This window comes from Gordonia alkaliphila, from assembly GCF_039542465.1.
In the GTDB taxonomy this organism is placed as follows: Bacteria; Actinomycetota; Actinomycetes; order Mycobacteriales; family Mycobacteriaceae; genus Gordonia; species Gordonia alkaliphila.
This window is the reverse complement of record NZ_BAABIE010000001.1, coordinates 1-21,166: the sequence shown is the minus strand read 5'-3', so window position 1 is coordinate 21,166 and position 21,166 is coordinate 1. Positions and strand designations below refer to the sequence as shown.

Annotated in this window: 18 protein-coding genes; 15 read left to right on the top strand and 3 right to left on the bottom strand. The window is 65.8% G+C overall.

Annotated features, from left to right (window positions below):
* Window positions 1-51: 51 nt before the first annotated feature.
* Window positions 52-657 (top strand): NAD(P)H-dependent oxidoreductase, encoded by a 606-nt coding sequence (locus tag ABD989_RS00090; protein ID WP_345311978.1) that lies wholly within the window; start codon window positions 52-54, stop codon window positions 655-657.
* Window positions 658-753: 96 nt separating this feature from the next.
* Here the strand turns inward: ABD989_RS00090 and clpB are convergent, their stop codons facing one another.
* Window positions 754-3,306 carry an ATP-dependent chaperone ClpB gene (clpB, locus tag ABD989_RS00085; RefSeq protein ID WP_246993704.1) on the bottom strand — a complete coding sequence of 851 codons (2,553 nt, stop codon included), beginning with the start codon at window positions 3,304-3,306 and terminating at the stop codon, window positions 754-756.
* A gap of 282 nt (window positions 3,307-3,588) precedes the next feature.
* Here clpB and ABD989_RS00080 point away from each other — a divergent pair, with 282 nt between their 5' ends.
* From ABD989_RS00080 to ABD989_RS00060, 5 genes are all read left to right on the top strand, one after another.
* Window positions 3,589-3,795, top strand: coding sequence for a hypothetical protein (locus ABD989_RS00080; RefSeq protein WP_246993703.1), 207 nt, complete (start codon window positions 3,589-3,591; stop codon window positions 3,793-3,795).
* A 20-nt stretch (window positions 3,796-3,815) separates the two neighbouring features.
* A complete protein-coding gene (locus ABD989_RS00075; RefSeq protein WP_372493286.1) occupies window positions 3,816-4,190 on the top strand; it encodes a type II toxin-antitoxin system death-on-curing family toxin in 375 nt (124 codons plus the stop codon).
* A gap of 86 nt (window positions 4,191-4,276) precedes the next feature.
* Window positions 4,277-6,016 carry a type I restriction-modification system subunit M gene (locus ABD989_RS00070; protein WP_345311977.1) on the top strand — a complete coding sequence of 580 codons (1,740 nt, stop codon included), beginning with the start codon at window positions 4,277-4,279 and terminating at the stop codon, window positions 6,014-6,016.
* The gene (locus ABD989_RS00065; RefSeq protein ID WP_345311976.1) at window positions 6,013-7,188 is read left to right on the top strand and encodes a restriction endonuclease subunit S; all 1,176 of its coding nucleotides are present in this window, start codon (window positions 6,013-6,015) and stop codon (window positions 7,186-7,188) included. The genes ABD989_RS00070 and ABD989_RS00065 overlap by 4 nt, the downstream gene beginning before the upstream one ends.
* Window positions 7,189-7,191: 3 nt before the next feature.
* Window positions 7,192-10,302 (top strand): type I restriction endonuclease subunit R, encoded by a 3,111-nt coding sequence (locus ABD989_RS00060; protein WP_345311975.1) that lies wholly within the window; start codon window positions 7,192-7,194, stop codon window positions 10,300-10,302.
* Between the two features lie 177 nt (window positions 10,303-10,479).
* Here the strand turns inward: ABD989_RS00060 and ABD989_RS00055 are convergent, their stop codons facing one another.
* The gene (locus tag ABD989_RS00055; protein ID WP_345311974.1) at window positions 10,480-11,376 is read right to left on the bottom strand and encodes a GIY-YIG nuclease family protein; all 897 of its coding nucleotides are present in this window, start codon (window positions 11,374-11,376) and stop codon (window positions 10,480-10,482) included.
* A 304-nt stretch (window positions 11,377-11,680) separates the two neighbouring features.
* Here ABD989_RS00055 and ABD989_RS00050 point away from each other — a divergent pair, with 304 nt between their 5' ends.
* From ABD989_RS00050 to ABD989_RS00010, 9 genes are all read left to right on the top strand, one after another.
* Window positions 11,681-12,592, top strand: a complete 912-nt coding sequence (locus ABD989_RS00050; protein WP_345311973.1) for a hypothetical protein — start codon at window positions 11,681-11,683, stop codon at window positions 12,590-12,592.
* Window positions 12,593-12,921: 329 nt separating this feature from the next.
* Window positions 12,922-13,662: a helix-turn-helix domain-containing protein gene (locus ABD989_RS00045; RefSeq protein WP_345311972.1), complete on the top strand. Its 741-nt coding sequence runs from the start codon at window positions 12,922-12,924 to the stop codon at window positions 13,660-13,662.
* A 168-nt stretch (window positions 13,663-13,830) separates the two neighbouring features.
* Window positions 13,831-14,850, top strand: coding sequence for an ABC transporter substrate-binding protein (locus tag ABD989_RS00040; protein ID WP_345311971.1), 1,020 nt, complete (start codon window positions 13,831-13,833; stop codon window positions 14,848-14,850).
* Window positions 14,847-15,794, top strand: coding sequence for a siderophore-interacting protein (locus ABD989_RS00035; RefSeq protein WP_345311970.1), 948 nt, complete (start codon window positions 14,847-14,849; stop codon window positions 15,792-15,794). The genes ABD989_RS00040 and ABD989_RS00035 overlap by 4 nt, the downstream gene beginning before the upstream one ends.
* Window positions 15,791-16,855 (top strand): FecCD family ABC transporter permease, encoded by a 1,065-nt coding sequence (locus tag ABD989_RS00030; protein WP_345311969.1) that lies wholly within the window; start codon window positions 15,791-15,793, stop codon window positions 16,853-16,855. The genes ABD989_RS00035 and ABD989_RS00030 overlap by 4 nt, the downstream gene beginning before the upstream one ends.
* Before the next feature lie 50 nt (window positions 16,856-16,905).
* On the top strand, window positions 16,906-17,898 hold the full coding sequence (locus tag ABD989_RS00025; RefSeq protein ID WP_246993689.1) for a FecCD family ABC transporter permease: 993 nt from the start codon (window positions 16,906-16,908) through the stop codon (window positions 17,896-17,898).
* Window positions 17,895-18,731, top strand: coding sequence for an ABC transporter ATP-binding protein (locus ABD989_RS00020; RefSeq protein ID WP_345311968.1), 837 nt, complete (start codon window positions 17,895-17,897; stop codon window positions 18,729-18,731). The genes ABD989_RS00025 and ABD989_RS00020 overlap by 4 nt, the downstream gene beginning before the upstream one ends.
* A gap of 161 nt (window positions 18,732-18,892) precedes the next feature.
* Window positions 18,893-19,777, top strand: coding sequence for an alpha/beta fold hydrolase (locus ABD989_RS00015; RefSeq protein WP_345311967.1), 885 nt, complete (start codon window positions 18,893-18,895; stop codon window positions 19,775-19,777).
* A 191-nt stretch (window positions 19,778-19,968) separates the two neighbouring features.
* On the top strand, window positions 19,969-20,988 hold the full coding sequence (locus ABD989_RS00010) for a hypothetical protein (RefSeq protein ID WP_345311966.1): 1,020 nt from the start codon (window positions 19,969-19,971) through the stop codon (window positions 20,986-20,988).
* Here the strand turns inward: ABD989_RS00010 and ABD989_RS00005 are convergent.
* Window positions 20,958-21,166 (bottom strand): transposase (locus ABD989_RS00005; protein ID WP_345311965.1); only part of this gene is annotated, 209 nt, incomplete at its 5' end. The genes ABD989_RS00010 and ABD989_RS00005 overlap by 31 nt on opposite strands.

Genomic DNA, 21,166 nt, shown 5'->3' with positions numbered 1-21,166 from the left:
AACCCAGCGCACTCGCCCCGCGGTCGGGCCCGACCGGCCTACTATCGAGGCGTGAGCACCCCGCGCATTCTCATCGTCTTCTCCAGCCTCTTCGGCGCCAACTCGTCGTTGGGCGCCTTGGCCCAATCCGCGCTGACCGACGCCGGCGCCGAAGTCCGGATCCGCCGCGTCCGGGAGGTGGCGTTGCCCAGCGACGTGCAGCCTGCGGCACAGAACCAGCCGCTCGCCGATGCCGACGACCTCGCGTGGGCCGACGGTTTCGTCTTCACCTCGCCGTCGCACACCGGGCTGCTGTCGGCGTCGATCAAGGCGTTCATCGACGAACACCACGACGCCGCCGTCGCGGGTCACTACTTCAACAAGACCTTCACCGCGATGGCCACCGCGGCCTTCGCCCATTCCGGTCAGGAACGGGTGGTGGACGACCTGAACGCGGTCGGCGCCTCCTGGGGCTGCATCCTGGTCCCGCCGAGCACGGCCAGCGCCACGATGAACAAGCTCGACGGCAACCCGTACGGCCTGAGTTTCGTGCTCAACCACGGCCAGATCCCGGACCCGGCGATCGCCCGCGAAGTGCTCAACGAGCACCTGGGCCGTTTCGCCGCCATCACCCGCGCCGTCGCCCCGCTGCGCGGCCGCGACGGTGCGAGCGACTGACGCCGCCTGCCCGCGCTAGCCGACGAACACAAACCGCCCCGCTCCGAGATTCTCGGAGCGGGGCGGTTTTCCTGCGGGCTGCAGAATTGTCGACGGTCAGCCGACCGTGAGCGAGTCCGTCGCCGGGTCGACGTCCACGTGCACCGTGTCGCCGTCGCGGATCTCACCGGCCAGCAGCGCCTTGGCGAGCTTGTCGCCGATTGCCTGCTGCACCAGGCGACGCAGTGGACGGGCGCCGTAGAGCGGGTCGTAACCGCGCTCGCCGAGCCATTCCTTGGCGTCGTCGGTCACGTCGAGCGTGAGTCGACGCTGTGCCAGCCGGTCGGCCAGGTTCTTCAGCTGGATGTCGACGATCGCCACCAACTGCTTCGGGCTGAGCGCCTCGAAGATCAGCACGTCGTCGAGCCGGTTGATGAACTCCGGCTTGAACGCCGCACGCACCGCCGCCATCACCTGATCGCGGTCCCCGCCGGCGCCCAGGTTGGACGTCAGGATGAGGATGGTGTTGCGGAAGTCCACCGTGCGACCCTGGCCGTCGGTGAGACGACCTTCGTCGAGCACCTGCAGCAGCACGTCGAAGACGTCCGGGTGGGCCTTCTCCACTTCGTCGAAGAGCACCACCGAGTACGGGCGACGACGCACGGCCTCGGTCAGCTGACCGCCGGCCTCGTACCCGACGTAGCCGGGAGGCGCGCCGACGAGTCGTGCGACGCTGTGCTTCTCGCCGTACTCGCTCATGTCGATCCGGATGATCGCGTGCTCGTCGTCGAACAGGAACTCGGCGAGCGACTTGGCGAGCTCGGTCTTACCCGTGCCCGTCGGTCCGAGGAACAGGAACGAGCCGGTGGGCCGGTTCGGGTCGGCGACGCCGGCCCGGGCACGACGCACCGCGTCGGACACCGCGACGATGGCCTCTTCCTGGCCGATCACGCGCTGACCGATGTGGCTCTCCATGCGGAGCAGCTTCTCGGTCTCGCCCTCGAGCATCTTGCCCGCGGGCACGCCCGTCCACGCCGAGACCACCTCGGCGACGTCGTCGGGACCGACCTCTTCCTGCAACATCACGTCACCGGAAGCGTCGCCGCCGACCTTTTCGATCGCCGCGTCGAGCTCCTTCTCCAGCGCCGGGATACGCCCGTACCGGAGTTCAGCGGCCTTGCCCAGGTCACCGTCGCGCTCGGCGCGATCGGCCTCGCCGCGCAAGTTCTCCAGCTCTTCCTTGACGTCGCGGACGGCGTCGAGCGAACCCTTCTCGGCCTGCCAGCGGGCGGTCAGCTCGTTGAGCTTCTCGCGCTGGTCGGCGAGCTCGGCGCGGAGCTTGTCGAGCCGGTCCTTGGACGCTGCGTCGCTCTCCTTCTCCAGGGCGAGCTCTTCCACTTCCAGACGACGGACCATGCGCTCGATCTCGTCGATCGCGATGGGCCGGGAGTCGATCTCCATGCGCAGGCGCGAGGCAGCCTCGTCGACCAGGTCGATCGCCTTGTCCGGCAGGAACCGGGAGGTGATGTAGCGGTCGGACAGGCTGGCCGCGGCGACCAGTGCGGAGTCGGTGATGCGCACGCCGTGGTGCACTTCGTAGCGCTCCTTGAGGCCGCGCAGGATGCCGATGGTGTCCTCCACCGAGGGCTCGCCGACGTACACCTGCTGGAAGCGTCGCTCCAGGGCGGCGTCCTTCTCGATGTACTGGCGGTACTCCTCCAACGTCGTCGCGCCGACCAGGCGCAGCTCGCCGCGGGCGAGCAACGGCTTGATCATGTTGCCGGCGTCCATCGCCGAGTCGCCGGTCGCGCCGGCGCCGACGATGGTGTGCAGCTCGTCGATGAAGGTGATGATCTGGCCGTCGGCGGCCTTGATCTCGTCGAGGACGGCCTTGAGTCGTTCCTCGAACTCACCGCGGTACTTGGCACCGGCGACCATCGCACCCAGGTCCAGGGAGACGACGGTCTTGTTGCGCAGCGACTCGGGCACATCGCCTTCGACGACGCGCTGCGCCAGGCCTTCGACGATCGCCGTCTTGCCGACGCCGGGCTCGCCGATGAGGACCGGATTGTTCTTGGTACGACGGCTCAGCACCTGCACCACGCGACGGATCTCGCTGTCGCGGCCGATCACCGGGTCCAGCTCGCCCGCACGGGCACGCTTGGTGAGGTCGGTGGAGTACTTCTCCAGCGACTGGTAGGTGTCCTCCGGGTTCTCGCTGGTCACGCGGGCCGTGCCGCGGACGGCCTGGAAGGCTTCGCGCAGCGCCTCGGGGCCCGCGCCGACGCCCTGCAGCAGCTTGGCCGCGTCGGATTCGCCGGTGGCCAGGCCGACCATGAGGTGTTCGGTGGAGACGTACTCGTCGTTGAGTTCGGTCGCGAGGTTCTGCGCCGCGGTGATGGCGGCGATCGACTCGCGGCTCAGCTGCGGCTGCGCGCTGCTCGACGACACGACGGGCGCACGACCGACGAGGTTCTTGGCCTCGGTCAGGACATGCTTGGGGTCCACCCCGACCGCCTTGAGCAGCGGGGTGGCGATGCCGTCGGCCTGCTCCAGCAGTGCGACGAGGATGTGGGCCGGACGCACATCGGAATTACCCGCGGCGGCGGCGTCTTGAACGGCAGCCTGCAGCGCAGCCTGCGTCTTGGTGGTCGGGGTGAAGCTGTCCACGAGGTTCGCCTTTCTTCAGCGGTTCAAGTCTTCCCCGAAGCCTGGCTTCGGGCCTGCGGTTGCAGGAAATCTTGCGAGGCGTTTGCGCCTCTCGTGTAGTTCCAACCTCCGCAGGGTTGAGTCTGTTCCGCTAAGGTTTGCCTACAGCCGTGAAGCACATCACACCCACTGCTTCCGCGGGCGCCGACATCCCGGGTTGGGAGTCGAAGAAGTGCCGCAACTGTTCAGCCCTGGGAGCCCATCTACCCGATATATACTCGATATATCTTCGAAGGAGTCGTCATGGTCGCCCGAGTTCTCGTCACCCTGCCCGACGATGTGGCGACTGAGTTGCGCGAGACCATCCCGAAGGGCCAGATCAGCAAGTTCGTCACCGAGCAGGTCCAGCGAGGGCTCCAAGAACACGGCCTGCGGTCCATGGATGACGCGATCGCCGATATCGTCACCCACGACAAGGCCTTGCTGGACCGCCTCGGCAACGTGACCTAACGGTGCTCTGGACACCGCAAATCACCGACATCATCCGCGTCTACCAGGCCGTCTACGGCGAGAGCCCGCAAGTCCGGGACCTGGGCCTGCTGGAAAGCAGTGTCCTCCGCCCCAGCGTCAGCGCTTTCGGCGAACAGCAGTACCCGACCCTCTCGCTCAAGGCCGCGGCACTTCTGGACTCGCTGTGCCGTAACCATGCACTCGTCGACGGCAACAAGCGATGCGGATGGATCGGGGTCCGTCTCATCTACTTCCGCAACACCGGAAAAGTGTGGACCCTCGGCGACGACGCCGCTCACGACCTCATCATCGAAGCCAGCAGCACACACCTCGACCTCGCCGAGCTGGCCCGCCGACTCGATGAGGGATTCACCAGCCAACGGTCGGGCCGGTAACCGCGAACCCGTCCAACTCACGTTGGAATGCGTGGGCTGTAATTAGCCTGGCGAGTGCGGCGAGAACAGCTGAAGGAGAGAATGACTTGAGCAAGCTGGGCAACTTCGTGTGGGGAATCGCGGACCAGCTCCGCGGCGTATACAAGCCGCACCAGTACGGCGGGGTGATCCTGCCGTTCACCATCCTCCGGCGCCTGGACCGCATCCTCGAACCGCACCGCGACGAGATCCGCGCACTGGCAGAGAAGTACGCGGGTGGCGCGCTGGAAGTGCAGGTCAAGCGCAAGACCGGGCTGTCGTTCTACAACACCAGCCCGTTCAACTTCACCACGCTCCTCGAAGACCCCGAGGGCCTGCGCGTGAACCTGATGGACTACATCACCAGCTTCTCGGCGAACATCGACGTCTTCGAGCGCTTCAAGTTCGAGAACGAACTCGCCACCCTGGACGAGAAGAACCGCCTGTACCTGATCACCTCGCAGTTCGCGGAAGTGAACCTCCACCCCGACACCGTCCCCAACGCCGAGATGGGCGACCTGTTCGAGCACCTCATCTTCAAGTTCGCCGAAGCCTCCAACGAGGAGGCCGGCGAGCACTACACCCCGCGCGACGCGATCCGACTCATGGTGGATCTGCTGTTCGCCGAGGACAACGAAGCCCTCCTCGAGCCCGGCAGCGTCCGCACCATCTACGACCCGACCGCCGGCACCGGCGGCATGCTCTCGGTCGCCGAAGAACGGCTCCTCGAACGCAACCCGAGCGCCCGCCTCCGCCTGTACGGGCAAGAGATCAACGACCAGTCGTACGCCATCTGCAAGTCCGACATGATCGCCAAGGGCCAGGACGTCGACAACATCCGCCTCGGCGACACCCTCGCCGACGACCAATTCTTCGACCGCACCTTCGACTTCTGCATGTCCAACCCGCCCTACGGCGTGGACTGGAAAGCCTCGGCCGAGGCGGTGAAGAAGGAAGCTCTCGCACCGAACTCCCGCTTCTCCCACGGACTCCCGTCCATCGGCGACGGCCAGATGCTGTTCCTGACTCACCTCGCCTCCAAGATGCGTACCCCGCACGACGGCGGCGGCCGCGCCGGGATCGTCCTCAACGGCTCCCCGCTGTTCACCGGGGCCGCCGAATCCGGCCCCTCCAAGATCAGGCAGTGGCTCCTCGAGTCCGATCTGGTCGAAGCGATCGTCGCTCTGCCGACCAATATGTTCTTCAACACCGGCATCGCCACCTACATCTGGATCCTCGACAACACCAAGCGCCCAGAACGCCAGGGCAAGATCCAGCTGATCGACGCCACCTCGTTCTGGACCAAGATGCGCAAGAGCCTCGGCGCCAAGAACCGCGAGCTCGACGAAGCCGCCCGCGACAAGATCCTGGCCCTCTACGACGCCTTCGACGACGCCGACCCCGACTACTCCAAAGTGTTCACTGCCGACGACTTCGGCTACTGGACCATCACCGTCGAGCGCCCACTCCTCGACGACGACGCCAACCCGGCGACCGACCGCAAGGGAACCCCGAAGCCCGACCCCAAGAAACGCGACACCGAGAACATCCCCTTCACCTACGGCGGCAACACCGACGGCGACCTCGGCCGCGACGCCACCATCAAGCAGTACTTCGCAACCGAAGTCCTCCCCCACGTCCCCGACGCCTGGATCGACGAAAAGAAGACCAAGGTCGGTTACGAGACCCCCTTCACCCGACACTTCTACAAGTATGTACCGCCCCGCCCTCTCTCCGAGATCGATGCCGACCTAGACAAGCAGGTCGCCAAGATCATGGAGCTGCTGCGGGAGGTAGAAGGCCAATGATCAGGTGGCACGAACTACCACTGCGGCGACTCGCCGAGTGTTGGGACTATCTGCGAGTACCATTGAACTCAGAGCAGCGAAACGAGCGCCCTGGCGCAATTCCTTACTGGGGCGCCAATTCCATCCAAGGGTACGTCGACATACCTCTCGTGGACGAAGAAGTCGTGCTTATTGGTGAGGATGGGGCACCGTTCTTCGATCGAAACCGGCCCGTCGCATTTCACATTGATGGGCCGATCTGGCCCAACAACCACATACACGTACTGAAACCAAACGGTCAGACGGACGCGCGATGGCTCGCATACGCACTGAATTGCGTCGACTATAGTCGATACATCTACGGATCAACTCGAGACAAGCTGACCCAATCAGCACTCATGCGGATTGTTGTAGCCGTGCCCCCAACTGTCGAAGAGCAGCGCACCATCGCCGACTTCCTGGACCGGGAGACGGCCCGGATCGACACACTCATCGAGGAGCAGCAGCGACTCATCGACCTTCTCCTAGAACGTCGTCAGGCCACTCTCGACGAGACCATCGCGAGCCTCGCGGCAACGCCAGTTCCACTTCGGCGGATCACAGATTTCCTGACGAGTGGATCGAGAGGCTGGGGAGCCTACTACTCCGACGAAGGCGAGCGATTTCTACGAATCGGCAATCTGCCTCGCCACGACCTAAGACTCCGGGGAGAAATTGAGCATGTTGACCTTCCACCAGAAGTAACTGAAGGCGAGCGGACCAGGCTAGAGCTCGGCGACTTGCTCTTTTCAATTACCGCTTACCTCGGATCTGTAGCAGTCGTAGATCAAACTTGGATAAACGGCTACGTCAGCCAGCACGTCGCACTTTGCAGGCTGGATAGCAGGGCCGCTGAACCCCGGTTCATCGGCTGGGCGATGCTGACATCTGCTGGCCAGAACCAGCTGCAACGGGGCGCAGCTGGCGGAACAAAACTGCAGCTGGCACTTGACGATATAAGAAGCCTCCAGGTCCCACTACCAAGTATCAGTGAACAGCGGCGCATCGCTAACACTCTCGACTCCCAGATATCCAAGATCGACACGCTCGTCGTAGAGTCGGATCGGTTCATCGAGCTAGCGCGGGAGCGTCGCGCAGCGCTGATCACCGCTGCGGTGACCGGTCAGATCGATGTGCGGGATGGGGTGGCTTGAGTGATGGCGCAGCACAATGAGATTGAGTTCGAGACGGAGATCGCCGAGTATCTGGCGGCGCACGGGTGGCTGTACTCGCCGAACGACAAGGGTTACGACCGCGAGCGAGCACTCTTCCCGGACGATGTGCTCGGCTGGCTGCGGGAAACGCAGCCCGAGCAGGTCGACAAGGTGGTCCGGCCCGACGCCAAGGACGTCGCCAAGCAGGAGGCACAGCTCCTCGATCGGCTGGTGAAGGTGCTCGATCTGCCGTTGGAGAACGGTGGCGGCACGCTGAATGTGCTGCGGAACGGTTTCTCCCACCTGTCCGGCAAGTTCGCGATGTGCGTGTTCCGGCCCGAGTCCACGCTCAACGCCAAACGGAACGCCGAGCATGCGGCGGTGCGGCTGCGGGTGATGCGGCAGGTGCACTTCTCCACCGCGGACAACCGCAGCGTGGATCTGGTGTTCTTCGTCAACGGACTCCCGGTCGCCACGGCGGAGCTCAAGACCGACTTCACTCAGTCGGTGGCTGACGCGATCGTCCAGTACCGGACCACACGGCTGCCGAAGGACCCCAAGTCCGGCGCGGTCCAGCCCTTGTTCGTTTCCGGCGCCCGTGCGCTGGTGCACTTCGCGGTCTCCAACGACGAGGTGTGGATGACCACCAAACTCGCCGGCGACAAGACGCACTTTCTGCCGTTCAACCGCGGCACCTCCGACGGTGGTGCCGGGAATCCGTTGAATCCCAACGGGTCTCCGTCGTCGTACCTGTGGGAGCGAGTGCTGCAGCGCGATGCGTGGCTGAACATCCTGGGCCGGCTGATGTACATCAAGCATGAGCAGTCGACCGATCCGATCAGCGGCAAGACCACACGTTCGTCGTCGTTGCGGTTCCCGCGCTTTCACCAATGGGAGGCTGTCACCGAACTCACCACAGCGGTCACCGCCGAGGGGCCGGGCGAACGCTACCTGATCCAGCATTCGGCCGGGTCGGGCAAGACGGACTCGATCGCGTGGACCGCGCATCGGATGGCGCGGTTGCAGGTGGAGAACAAGAAGGTCTTCGACTCGGTCATCGTGGTGACCGACCGCAACGTCCTCGACGCGCAGTTGCAGGACGCGATCAAGCAGATCGACAACGACCAGGGCATCGTCGTCGCCATCGACCGGGATGAAGCTGCCAAGGCCGGCGGCTCCAAGTCCGGGCTGTTGGCGAAGGCGTTGACCGACGGCAAGCTGATCATCGTCGTGACGATTCAGACGTTCCCGTACGCCATGACGGCGATCCGGGAGAATAAGGGGCTGGCGGGCAAGACGTTCGCGGTGATCGCCGACGAGGCGCACTCGTCGCAGTCGGGGCAGATCGCCGGCAAGCTCAAAGCGGTTCTCACCGCCGAGGAGTTGCAGGATCTGGAGGATGGCGGAGAGGTGGACGTCGAGGCGATCCTCGCGGCGGAGGTCACCGATCGGGCGGTCTCGTCGAACATCTCGTACTTCGCGTTCACCGCGACCCCGAAGGGCAAGACTCTCGAGTTGTTCGGTCGTCGGCCAAGCCCGGACGAGGCGCCGGCGCCGTTCCACATCTACACGATGAAGCAGGCCATCGAAGAGGGCTACATCCTCGACGTGCTGACCGGCTATCACAGCTTCAAGCTGGCGTTCCAGATCGGCCAGAACGCCGCCGCCGAAGTCGACGAGGTGGACCAGTCTGAGGCGACGAAGGCGGTGATGAAGTGGGTGAAGCTGAACCCGCAGACCATCGCGCAGAAGTCGGCGATCATCGTCGAGCACTTCCGGGACAACGTCGCCGGTCTGCTCGACGGGCACGCGAAGGCGATGGTCGTTGCCGACTCCCGCAAGGCCGCCGTCCGGTACAAGCTGGCGATCGACGAGTACATCGCGAAGAAGGGCTACGGTTACGAGACGCTCGTCGCGTTCTCCGGCGGAGTTAAGGACCTCGAATCCGGTCCGGAAGACTTCACCGAGGCCAACATGAACCCGGGCATCCGTGATTTGCGGACCGCGTTCACCGGCGACCGCTACAAGGTGATGATCGTCGCCAACAAGTTCCAGACCGGTTTCGATCAGCCACTGCTGTGCGCGATGTACGTCGACCGGAAGCTCTCGGGAGTGACTGCAGTGCAGACGCTGTCGCGTCTCAACCGGACCTACCGCACGCCGTCGGGCACGCCGAAGACGGCGTCGATGACCCAGGTGGTCGACTTCGTCAATGAGCCGGCCGCGATCCGCGAAGCGTTCGAGCCGTACTTCACCGACGCGTTCCTCGAGACCGAGACCGACCCGAACCTGGTGCATGACCTGTCGGCCAAACTCGACACCGCCGCGATCTATACCCAGGCCGAGATCGATCAGTGCGCGGAAGCCTTTGTGAAGAACAAGGGCAACAGCGCACTGTCCGCCGCCGTGGGCCCGGGCCAGAAGCGGTTCGCCGACCGCTACAACGCGGCCCTGATCGATAACGGCGGCGAGGGTGACAAGGCCGAGCTCGCGGTGCTCGACATGTTCCGGCGCGACGTCGGTTCCTTCGTCCGGCTCTACGACTTCATGTCCCAGATCATCGACTACGGCGACCCCGAGCTGGAGAAGAAGCAGATCTACCTGCGCCACCTCGAACGGGTCATCCAACCGGAGAACTACACCGCACCGATCGACCTGAGCGACGTGGTCCTCAAGCAGGTCAAGCAGGTCGACCAGGGCAAGACCGACATCAGCCTCGGCGCCAAGGTCGGACTGACCGGGATCACTGGGACCGGCTCCGGCGAGCGTCGCGATCCGACGTTGGTCGCCTTGCAGCAGGTCCTCGATCGGCTCAACGACCTGTTCGGCTCGGAGGACTTCTCGCAGGCGCAGAAGCTGTCGTTCGTCGAAGCCCTCCTCCGGACCCTCCTGAACGACGCCGACCTGGTGCAGCAGGCCAAGGTCAACACGGCTAAGCAGTTCACCGAGTCACCCGACTTCGAGTTCGCCGTGACCGGCGCGGTGGCCGACAACCAAGGCGCCCACGCGAAAATGAGCGACTTCTTCTTCAGCAACACCCCCGGCCGCACCCACCTCATGTCCGACATCGCGAAGTGGTTCTACCGGGTGGTCGCCGATCAAGCCCGCGAGTAGGGAGGCTCGATACGCTCGGTCAATCCGAGCCCGATCGATTCCCCCGCCCAACTGGGCTCTCCAGCGTTCAGGGTGCGTTGATTCTGTCGGCTAGCTGACCTGAGTGTAGGAGTGACCGCACGATGTAGTGGTCGAGGCGGCTCGCCGCGTTGCTCCCGCACTAGCCGCAGGCCGCGTCTACGTTGCGTCGCTGCTCTCGGCTGACCGCAGCACGATGGATGGGGCGCCCTCGGCGTGGCGCTGCAGTTCCGCGGCAGCGTTCCACTGGTGGAAGCGCTTGTAGGCGCTCTCTCGGCCTTGCTCACGCATCTCGAGTATCCCTTCGGTCCAGTACGCGATGAGGCTGCGTCGGACACCGGGCAACGTGAGCAGCTCCCGTGCTTCGGTGAGGTCCCCTTCGAAGGAGATCGCCGTTGCGCGATCGCGTTGGGTGGCGTAGCCGGCATCGCCGACGCCTCCCCCACGCTGGCGGGCCCACCGCTCGACCTCGGGGAAGTCCTGGATCAGCTTGTCGACGACGAGCCGGTTCGGATGACGTGTCTCGCCGCGGGCAGGTGTCGAAGAGTACGCGACTTCATGGGGTCCGATGTTCATAGTGAAGAACCGCCCGCCGGCGGTGGTGGTGAACAGCGTGAGTGTCCACGCGCCTTGGTCGGCGACGAAGTTCGACAGTCCTGCGCTGGCGTACAGGGCGTCGAGGTACGCCGCGTGCGCCGCATCGAAGAAGCACCGCTCAAGTTTGGGGTACCCGTCGATCTCGGCCGTTGCCGGGACCGTACGCAACAGGCTGCGGGCCTCGGCGAGAGAGATCTCGAATAGTTCGTTCTGATGCTCGATGCTCGAGTTGTGCCTCGACCGGATTGCGCGGTGAATCCGCGATTCTACGGCGACTACGTCGCTGACCTGAACGATGTCGGCGATACTCCAGGGGCCGTGCGCCTGGTACGCGGGGGTTTGGTTGATCTCGCGGAGTCGGTGCGGCGGAAGTTTCTCCGTTCGCCCGATCTTGAGACTTGAGCAGTTAGGCGAGGTCAGAACATAGATGTAGCCAGGTCTCGCCGCGGCTTCCGTCACTGATCCTGACCTCCGAGTCCGCGCCAACCAGCTTGAGGCGGCGAGCGATGTGCGCACCGCCGAACGTTACCGTCTCACCGGCCCCCGAATGACGAGAGATCGGAACACGAGTCGAACGACCTAAACGCCGCGCGATCCGGCCGGGGAACGCGGAAGCGACTGCTCTGATGGCCCGTAATTTCTGCGGCCAACCCTTGCCACCGACCCCAGCATTGCGGTGTGATTGGAGTCACCTTCGCATCGGGCTCTGCCAGGTAGACGGGATCCGACCCGCCGCGCGGAGGTCGTCTGGAAGGGATCTCCGATGCGCACTCCACGACACCTTCTCGCACTCCCTCGCGCGCGCCGCGACAATCACCGACGGCATCGCTCCGGGCCGATCGCCGCTGTCTCGCTCCTGACGGTCGGTCTCCTTGCCCTCACCGGAGTCCCGACCGCCCACGCCGAACCGCGCGCGAACACCGGGTTCGCGCTTCCGTTCTCCGGAGCACCGGCCTTCGAGTACGTCGCACCGACCAAGACGACCGCCCCCGGCAAGATCAACCAGCCCCTCGGCCAGAAGGCCGCCGACGCGCTCGCGGCGCGGATCGGCCTGCATCGATCAGATGCGTTGTCGCCGAAGCAGGCTCGCGACCTGGTCAGCGGTCGGGGCGTCGGCGGAGATCCGCAAGCCGCCAAGACCATCGACGCCTCCATCGCGATCCTCACCAACACGGTGGGCCGTCCGATGCTGTCCAAGATCAACGGGCAGGTGGTCCCGTCAGTACTCGGCAGCTACGGCGTGTACGTCAACACTCGCGGCCAGCTGCAGAGCCCCGCGAACGCGGACGCACCGACCCGCAAGGTCAACACGCTGATCGCACCCGGCGGATACGTCGGCCAGTGGCTGCGCGCCAACGGCGCGACCCACACCCTGCTCGCGCTCTACCGGTCCGCTTACACGGTCGAAGTGCCGTTCGGGTTCGTCGCGCAGCAGATCTCGGGCGACGCCCAGCTGGTCACCAACACCAAGGGCGGCGTGACGACCACGGTCGGCATGTCGATGGCACCCCCGCTGTGGATCGTGAACTTCGCGTTGATCTACATCGTGAGTCCCCGCCTCGCCGCGGCGATGCCGGCGTACTGGACGCCGATCCCGCCGGAGGTCGTGCGGGCGATCGAAGCCAGCCCCACCGGCCAGGTGCCCTACGCCCGCTACCAGCAGTACTTTCGCTGACCGCAGCGAGCACTGACCACCCGACTTCGTCGAGACGACTCCCGGAATAGACCTCGCGGGGACGACGTTGCACAGGCTGGATCGGTTGCGTTCCGTGTCCCCCGGGCTCAACCCTTTGCCTTCGCGGAGTTCCGTTCGGCTGGAGCCGCGTTGCGCCTTTCGCCGAGAGGCGACCGAGCGCAGCCGGTCCGCCCTCCCGGCGGCGACGCCGCCACGAACAAGCACACTCCCTACGCCATGTAAGGTAAGCCTCACCTATAGGAGAGGTTGTTCGTGGCTGCTGCCCACCACCCCCGGCCGCCGACGCAGCTCTCGTTCCGGCCGGACTCTTGCTCTCCACGCGCTCGCCGGCCCACCGCCACGTCGGACACCTCGACGGCTGCGTGGAAGAGCCGCACAGCCACGGCGAGCACACGCTCTTCTGGCCCGAACGAGGCTTCAGCGAAGTCCGCACCCGAGACCAGCTCTGGAACCTGACCGCCGGTCAGGGCCTGTGGGTCCCGGCGGGCACCGAACACTCGGTAGACCGGCGATCGTCGACCACTCCGGCCGCGATGTACATCCGCCCCACAGCGTGGCGACGCGCCGTGGGACCGGTGCGCACCGTGGTGGTCAACACTGCACTTCGCGAACTCCTCGCCCATCTCGACTGGACACCCATGCCCCGCGCACAGCGCCTGCGCGCGCAGGAAGTCTGCCTGGAATTGATCACCGACGGATCGCGGCCGACCATCACCGTGCCACTCCCGCACGACCAGCGCATCGCCGAGATCGCGCGGCAGATCATGGCCGACCCCGCCGACAACCACTCGATCGACGACTGGGCGTACCGGACTTCGCAGAGCTCACGCACCATCGCTCGCGCATTTCGCGCCGAAACCGGGCTCACCTTTACCCAATGGCGCACCCACGCGCGCATGGCCCGCGCAGTCGAGCTCCTCGGCGAAGATCTGCCGGTCCGGGTCGTCGCACGTCGCGTCGGCTACACCACCAGCAGTGCCTTCACGGCCGCCTTCCGTCGCCTGCTCAAACAACCGCCGAGCGAGTTTGTACCCGGCCGCGCCCCCTGACCGCACGGCGTGTCCGCAATGCGACCGAGAGTGTCCGATAGTCGACGCCGCGGCCGCATAGCGTGGACCCGACCAAAGATAGGCAACCCTTACTAGGGCCCACTCCTCTGTGAAAGGCACGTTCTCATGTTCCGACTTCGGCGGACGCTCCTGACTGCCACCATCGCTGTGGCCGCGGTCGCAGCCCTCGGCGCCACCACCGCGTGCAGCACCTCCGACAACTCGTCGACGAGCGGCCCGGCCGCCGCGGGCTTCCCCGTCACCATTGAGCACGTCCACGGCGCCACCGAGATCCCCGCCAAACCGCAGCGTGTGGTGACCCTGGGCTGGATGGCCGAGGACGTCGTCGCCGCCCTTGGCACCGCGCCGGTCGGTGTCCCCAAATCGTGGGCGGGCGACGACCAAGGCTACGCGCCCTGGTTCCGCGACCAGGTGCAGAACGTCTTGCGCCAGGATCTGCCCGCGGTCCTCAAGGAAGGCGAGGAGCCCGACTACGAGCAGATCCTGCAACTGGACCCTGATCTGATCCTGGCCCCGCACTCGGGCGTCACCGAGAACCAGTACAAGCGGCTGAGCGCTATCGCGCCCACCGTCGCCTACCCGGAACGCGCCTGGCGCTCCGGCACCTGGCAGGACCTCACCGGCGTGGTGGCCACCGCGCTGGGCGAGAAAGCCCGAGGCGACGAACTGATCACCCAGACGCAGAACCAGATCACCGCGGCCTCCGACGCCCATCCGGAGATGAAGGGCAAGTCGTTCCTCTACGGCGTGGCCCTCTCGCCGGGCAGCACCGAGTTGGGCGTGTACGCCGCCGGCGATTCACGGGTGGCCTTCATCCGCGAGTTCGGGCTGGTCGACTCCCCCGATCTTGCCCAGGCGCTCGGCAAGATCGGCAGCGACGAGGTCTACGGCGGGACGAGCCTGGAAAACCTCGGCGACATCGCCAGCGACCTGTTCATCGGATGGTCGTCGAGCACCCAAGAAACCCAGGACACGCTCAAGGATCCGAAGTTCTCGCGGTGGACGCCGATCGTCGACGGAAACTACCTGTTCCTGGAGAGCCGACAGATGGGCATGGCCACCAACGCGCCCTCCCCGCTGAGCATTCCGTGGGCCATTGACCACGGCTTCGTGCGGGAACTGGCGAGTGCAGTCAGCGGCGGTCGCGTCGTGGTGCCCGCGCCGTGAGCCCCGCATCGTCGCCCACGTCCGAGCACGTCGCTGAACTGCTACGGGTGTACACAGAGCTGCCCGCCGACTACGTCCCCCGCCTACACGTCGGATCCGTGGTGGGCACGTCCACGGTCAGCCCCGGCATGCTGCGTGTGACGCTGGGCGGCGACGATCTGCGAGACTTCCCGACCAGCGGCATCGGCGACGAGTACGTGCGTCTGTTCTTTCCCGACGCCCATCGGGAAACAGTGTGGCCGAGGCTGATCTCGAACAGTTGCGAATATCCCGACGACGCGGCGCCGCTGCCGATGCGGACCTACACGATTCGAGCCCACCGTCCCGGCGAAGTGGACATCGACTTCGTCATCCATCCCGGTGGCATCGCCGCCGACTGGGCCGCCGCGGCGGAGCCGGGACAACAGGTGGGGATCACGCCGCCGCGCCATCTGTACCAGCGACCCGACTGGGCGCACCGGCAGATCCTGCTCGCCGACGAACCGGCGTTGCCGGCGGCTCTGCGCATCGCGGAATTGACCGCCCACCTGATCCCCACCACGGTGATCGGCGAGGTCCGTGGGGCCCACTGCCAGATCGAAGCCGACACCGACGCCGCCGTCGAGTACATCTGGCTGCGCGGCAGCGGCAACGGCCATGCCCCCAGCAGCTTGGAAAAGGTGTTGCGGCGCACCGAGATCGACGAGCAGACCTTCGTCTGGGTCGCCTCCGAGACGCGGATCAATCGGGCCACCCGCAAACTGCTCCGCCATGACCGCAAGCGGCCGGCGGACGGCTATCGGACCGTGGGCTACTGGATCGACAATTCCGAGGAGTGGGAGAGCCGCTACGCCGCGCTCGCCCCGGAGATCCGCGCGCACCTGGACGCCCTATACGAGAGCAGTCAGGGTTCGGAAGAGATCGTCGACGAAGTGTTCCGGATCTATGAGGCCGCCGGCCTGTGACCAGCACACTCCCTGCCGCCGGCCGGCACAGCACGCGGCCTGCATCGTCGGAGTTCCCGGACGCCCGCCCGCACCGGAAGCTGGGACTGGTGCTGGCGGTCGTGGTCCTCGCGGCCACGGTCCTGGCGTCGATCTCGGTCGGCGCCGCGGCGATCTCCCCGAGCACCATCGTCGACGCGCTTCTGCATTACGACGACACGATCGACGCCCACGTCACAATTCACGAGCTACGCGTCCCGCGCACCGTCGTCGGGCTCATCGTGGGACCGGCCTTGGGGCTGTGCGGCGCGCTGACCCAGGCCTACACCCGCAATCCGCTGGCCGATCCGGGCGTCCTCGGCGTCAACGCCGGTGCCATGTTCGCGGTGGCCGTCGCTATCGGCTTGCTGGGTGTCACGGCCCCGCTCGGCTACATCTGGTTCGCACTACTCGGCGCCGCGGTGGTGACCGGCCTGGTGTATTTGTTGGGGTCCATCGGCGGCGGACGCGCGACGCCCGCGAAGCTGCTGCTGGCCGGGGTGGCCATCACCGCCGCGCTCGGCGGCCTCACCACCGCATTGATCCTCAAGCAGCGCGAGACTTTCGACAGCATGCGGTACATGCAGATCGGGTCGATCGGCGGACGCGACCTGGCCACCGTCTTGGGCTTCGCTCCCCTGATCGTGGTCGGCATTCTCCTGGGTGCCGCGGCGGCCCGCTCCCTGAACGCGCTGGCACTGGGCGACGCCGTGGCCGCCGGCCACGGGGTACGGACCGGGCTGCTGCGCACCGGGGTGCTCGTATCGATCACGCTGTTGGCTGGCACCGCCACCGCCATCGCCGGACCGATCGGCTTCGTCGGCCTGATGGTGCCCCACGTGGTGCGTTGGTTCGTGGGCCCCGATCAGCGCTGGATCTTCGCCTATACGCTGCTCGTCGCCCCGGCATTGCTGCTGTTCTCCGACGTGCTCGGCCGCATCATCTTGCCCAGTGGCGAGCTGCGCGTCGGCTTGGTCACCGCCTTCGTCGGAGCCCCGGTGCTCATCCTGCTGGCGCGTCGTAAGTCGGTGAGCGGCCTGTGAGCGTCGACCACGGGTATCGCGCCCTGAATGTGCGCCTAGCGCGTGTGCCGGTGTCCGGCACCATCCGGCTGCGGACCGCCGTGGTGTCGGGCGTGCTGGCCGTCGTCCTGCTGCTCACCGCGGTGGTGGCCCTGTGCTTGGGGACCATCGAGCTCACGCCCGGCGAGGTGCTCGCTGCCCTGACCGGACAGGCCGATCCGCGCACCGAGATGCTGGTGCTCGAGTGGCGCCTGCCGCGCGTAGCCTTCGCCGTCGTCTGCGGTGTGGCGCTGGCGGTGGCCGGCACGATCTTCCAATCGCTGACCCGAAATCCGCTGGGTTCGCCGGATATTCTCGGCTTCTCCACCGGCGCGTACACCGGCGCGATCGCGGTGATGCTGTGGTTCGGTTCCACCCGCTACACCGATATCGCGCTCGGATCGTTGGGCGGCGGACTCCTTACCGCTGGCGTGGTCTACCTGCTGGCCTACCACCGCGGTTCGGTGCAGCCGTTCCGCCTGATCATCATGGGTATCGGCGTGGCAGCCATGTTGAGCTCACTCAACGCGGCCCTCCTGCTGTTCATCGACGTCGACACCGCGATGCTCGCAGCCGTGTGGGCTGCCGGGTCGCTCAACGATCTGGGAGCCGAACAGCTGTGGCCGCTCCTGGGCGCGCTGGCGGTAGTGCTGGTCGCCGTCGCGGCGATCGCCTCCCCGCTCACGCAACTCGAACTCGGCGACGACAACGCGCGCGCACTCGGTATCCCGGTAGAAACCATTCGCGGCGCCGCCGTCGTCCTCGGTGTCGGGCTGACCGCCTTGGTCACTGCCGCGGTCGGCCCCATCGCCTTCGTCGCCCTGGCGGCCCCGCAGATCGCCAAGCGACTGACCCGCAGTACCGGCCTCGTGCTGATTCCGTCCGCCCTGGTCGGAGCCCTAGTGCTGCTGGCCTCGGATGTCCTCGCTCAACGCGCAGGATTCCCCGTCGGCGTCGTCACCGTCTCACTGGGCGGTCTGTATCTGACCTGGCTTCTGGCCTCGGAATATCGGAGGAGAGCATGACCCACATCGCAGAGCTGATCCCCACACTCGTTCCCGCGCCGCCCACCGTGGTGGCCGTCGACGGCGTCAGCGTCGGCTACGACGACAAGGTCATTTGCCGCGACGTCAGCATCGAGGTGGCTCAGGGATCATTCACCGCGATCATCGGCCCGAACGCCTGCGGCAAGTCCACGCTGTTGCGTGCGATCGCGCGGCTCCTGCCGGTCGGCGCCGGCTCCGTGCTGCTCAACGGCAAAGACCTCAGCGAGATCCGCACCCGCACGGTGGCCCAACAGCTGGGGCTGCTGCCCCAAACCTCGCTCGCACCGGAGGGCATCACCGTGACCGATCTGGTGAGCCGCGGCCGCTACCCGCACCAGCGGATGTTCGACCGGTGGTCCAGCCAGGACGAGGCCGCCGTGTCCGAGGCGTTGACCGCCACCGGCACCCTGCCGCTTGCGGGCCGACTGGTCGACGAACTCTCCGGCGGGCAGCGGCAGCGCGTCTGGCTGGCGATGGTCCTGGCCCAGCAGACACCGATTCTGCTCCTCGACGAGCCGACCACGTTCTTGGACATCGCCCACCAGTACAGCCTGCTCGAACTCTGCGAGCGGCTCCGCGTGGAACACGGTCGCACGATCGTGGTGGTGCTGCACGATCTGAATCAGGCGGCACGGTACGCCGACCAGCTGGTGATGATGAAGGACGGCGTCGTCGAGGCCGCCGGTTGTCCGAGCGAGGTGATCACCGCCGAGCGCGTCGAGGCAGTGTACGGCTTGCGATCGCAGGTGATCCCCGATCCCGAGACGGGCTCTCCCCTGGTGATCCCCCGAGCCGGCGACTGCGTCGTCTAGCGTGCCTGGCGCATTCCAAAGCGCCCCACTCCGCACTTGTGAGGACGGTCACTACATGAGAGGCTGAGTACCGAACGATCGGTCGGTCTAGATCGATGGGGGGCGTTCTTTCCGCACGTGACATCCGGGAACAGCACCACCCGGTCGGACCAAGGAGAACTGTGACCACCTCGACTATCGACATCCCCCACCTGGGCGGATCGACCATCGGCTACCGCTTCGGCCGCGAGTACGACCCCGCGCTCCCGACCATGGTGATGGTCAACTCCTTCACTACTTCGGTGGAGCTCTACCGCCCGCAGTTCGCCAATGAAGAACTGCTGGACACGATGAACCTGCTCGCCATCGAGCCCTACGGGCACGGCGCCACCCGCGCCACCTATGAGCAGTTCACCTACTGGGACAGTGCTGTCGCGAACCTGCAGGTCCTCGAGGCGCTCGGCATCTCCGAGGCGTTCGCGCTCGGCACCTCGCAGGGCGGCTGGATCGTGACGCGGATGGCCATGCTCGCGCCGTCGGTGATCAAGGGGATCGTCGTGTTCGGCACCTCGATGGACTACGAGAGCACGGCCAGCATGGAGCGCGGTTGCTGGAACGCCGCCGAGTTCGCCGGCCCCTCGGTAGACGCCCTGGCGACACCGGTCGGCGACGACTGGGTGGTCGACGCCGACTTCGTCACCGCGGTCCTCGGCGCGGGCTTGGGCGAGAACGTGTCGGCCGAGGAGCAGCAGTTCTGGATCCGCACGTACCAGGCGAACTACACCGGCGACGCCGGCCGTCGTCGCCTGCGGACCAGCACGATCAACCTCCGCGACCGCGACGGCATCGAAGCCCGGTTGGACGAGGTGACTTGCCCGGTGCTGTGGCTCCAGGGCACTGCGGACCAGGTGTATTCGGTCGCCAACGCCGAGGACGGCATCGCGCGCTTCACCGCGTCCCCGTCTGCGGAGCTGACGATCGTCGACGGAGGCCAACACTTCCTGACCGCGTCCGACCCGGATATCGCCGATCCCGCGATCCGCGCGTTCGTCCAGCGCTGGGCGTAGGCCGCGCCAGATTCACGTGGCCCTTGGGCCCGCAGAGTGTGAGGTTGTGATCGTCTGAGCACCACAACCTCACACTCTGTCGCTGAGCGCAGAATTGTTTCGCCACTGTACGAATATTGTCGTACCGTCGTGAAAATATGTCCTCCAGCGCAGTTCGTGACGGTTCGAGCTGCAGACCGAGCGGAGGACAAGTGCCCGAAGACCAAGTGGAAGAGTCACCGTTCTACGGCGACGCGAGCGACTTTCCGATCCACCTGGGTTTCCTTAGCGACGAGGGCAGGTACTGGCTCCAGAAGACGGACGACCCAGATGTTGCTCTGCTGGCGGAGATCGATGACGAGGCTGTCGAGTACTGGCGTCCAGGCCATGAACCAGCTGCGATTTCCGAGTCCCCAACGCTCCTCGACACACGATGGCTTCCAGACGGCATCCACGATGACGATGGTCTGAGTGACTCTCAACTCGAGGCATTTGCTTTAGCCACAACCACGATGGACCAAGTTATCCAGGGCCTGCTGGCTAGCGGCTGGCGCCTGCGCACTCAGTTCACGGTCTCCGAGCAAAGAGTCCCGCGAATCAAGGTCATTGCCGATCCGCCGAACGATGTCGATGACACCGCTATTCGCCGGGTCACCGACATGTTCAGTCTTCCCTGGGGAACCGCCGAGTTGACCTGGACCGGGCCACCACCGTCGAAATGGGGCGATGACTGGCAGCTCACTGAGGCCAGGGTCGCAGGTCGCGTGGCGCCCACAGACGAAGAGACCCTAAACGAACTGTTGGTCATCGCCATGGTCACGGCTCCACAGTGGACCGTGCGCCCGGGATTCGATCGACCGGTGATCCGGCACAGCGAGGGCGGCCACATGCCGGGGACCGCCATCTCGGTGGTCTTCGATAGCCAAGTCGCGAACCGCTCCTCTGCCGAAATCGCTGATCTGGAACGCAGGGCCGCGGTATGGGGCGATAAGCACAAGTTTGGAGTGGCGACATCGGAACCGACGAAGACGTCGGTACAGGATGCCCTTGACCGGGTCGGAGACGGGATCTCCGGCTACTACCTTCTCGGGTTCGAAAATGGCGATCGGTATCTCGGCCAGTCGACGAACATCCCCGCGAGAATTGAGACCCACAAGCGCGAACGCAAGGGAATCACGTCGGTTCGCCGGCTCTTCGGATTTCAGAGTGCGTTGACCCTTTCGGCGAGCTGACCGGAGTGCAGTAGGGACCGCAAGATGTAGTGGTCGAGGTTGCGGAAGCCTTGGGCGATTCCGCGGAGGTGTTCGAGGCGTCCGTTGATGGCTTCGACGGGTCCGTTGGAGACGCCGGTGTCGAAGTAGGCGAGGATGTCGGCGCGCCTGTTCCATAGGCTTCGTCCGAGTTGAGCGA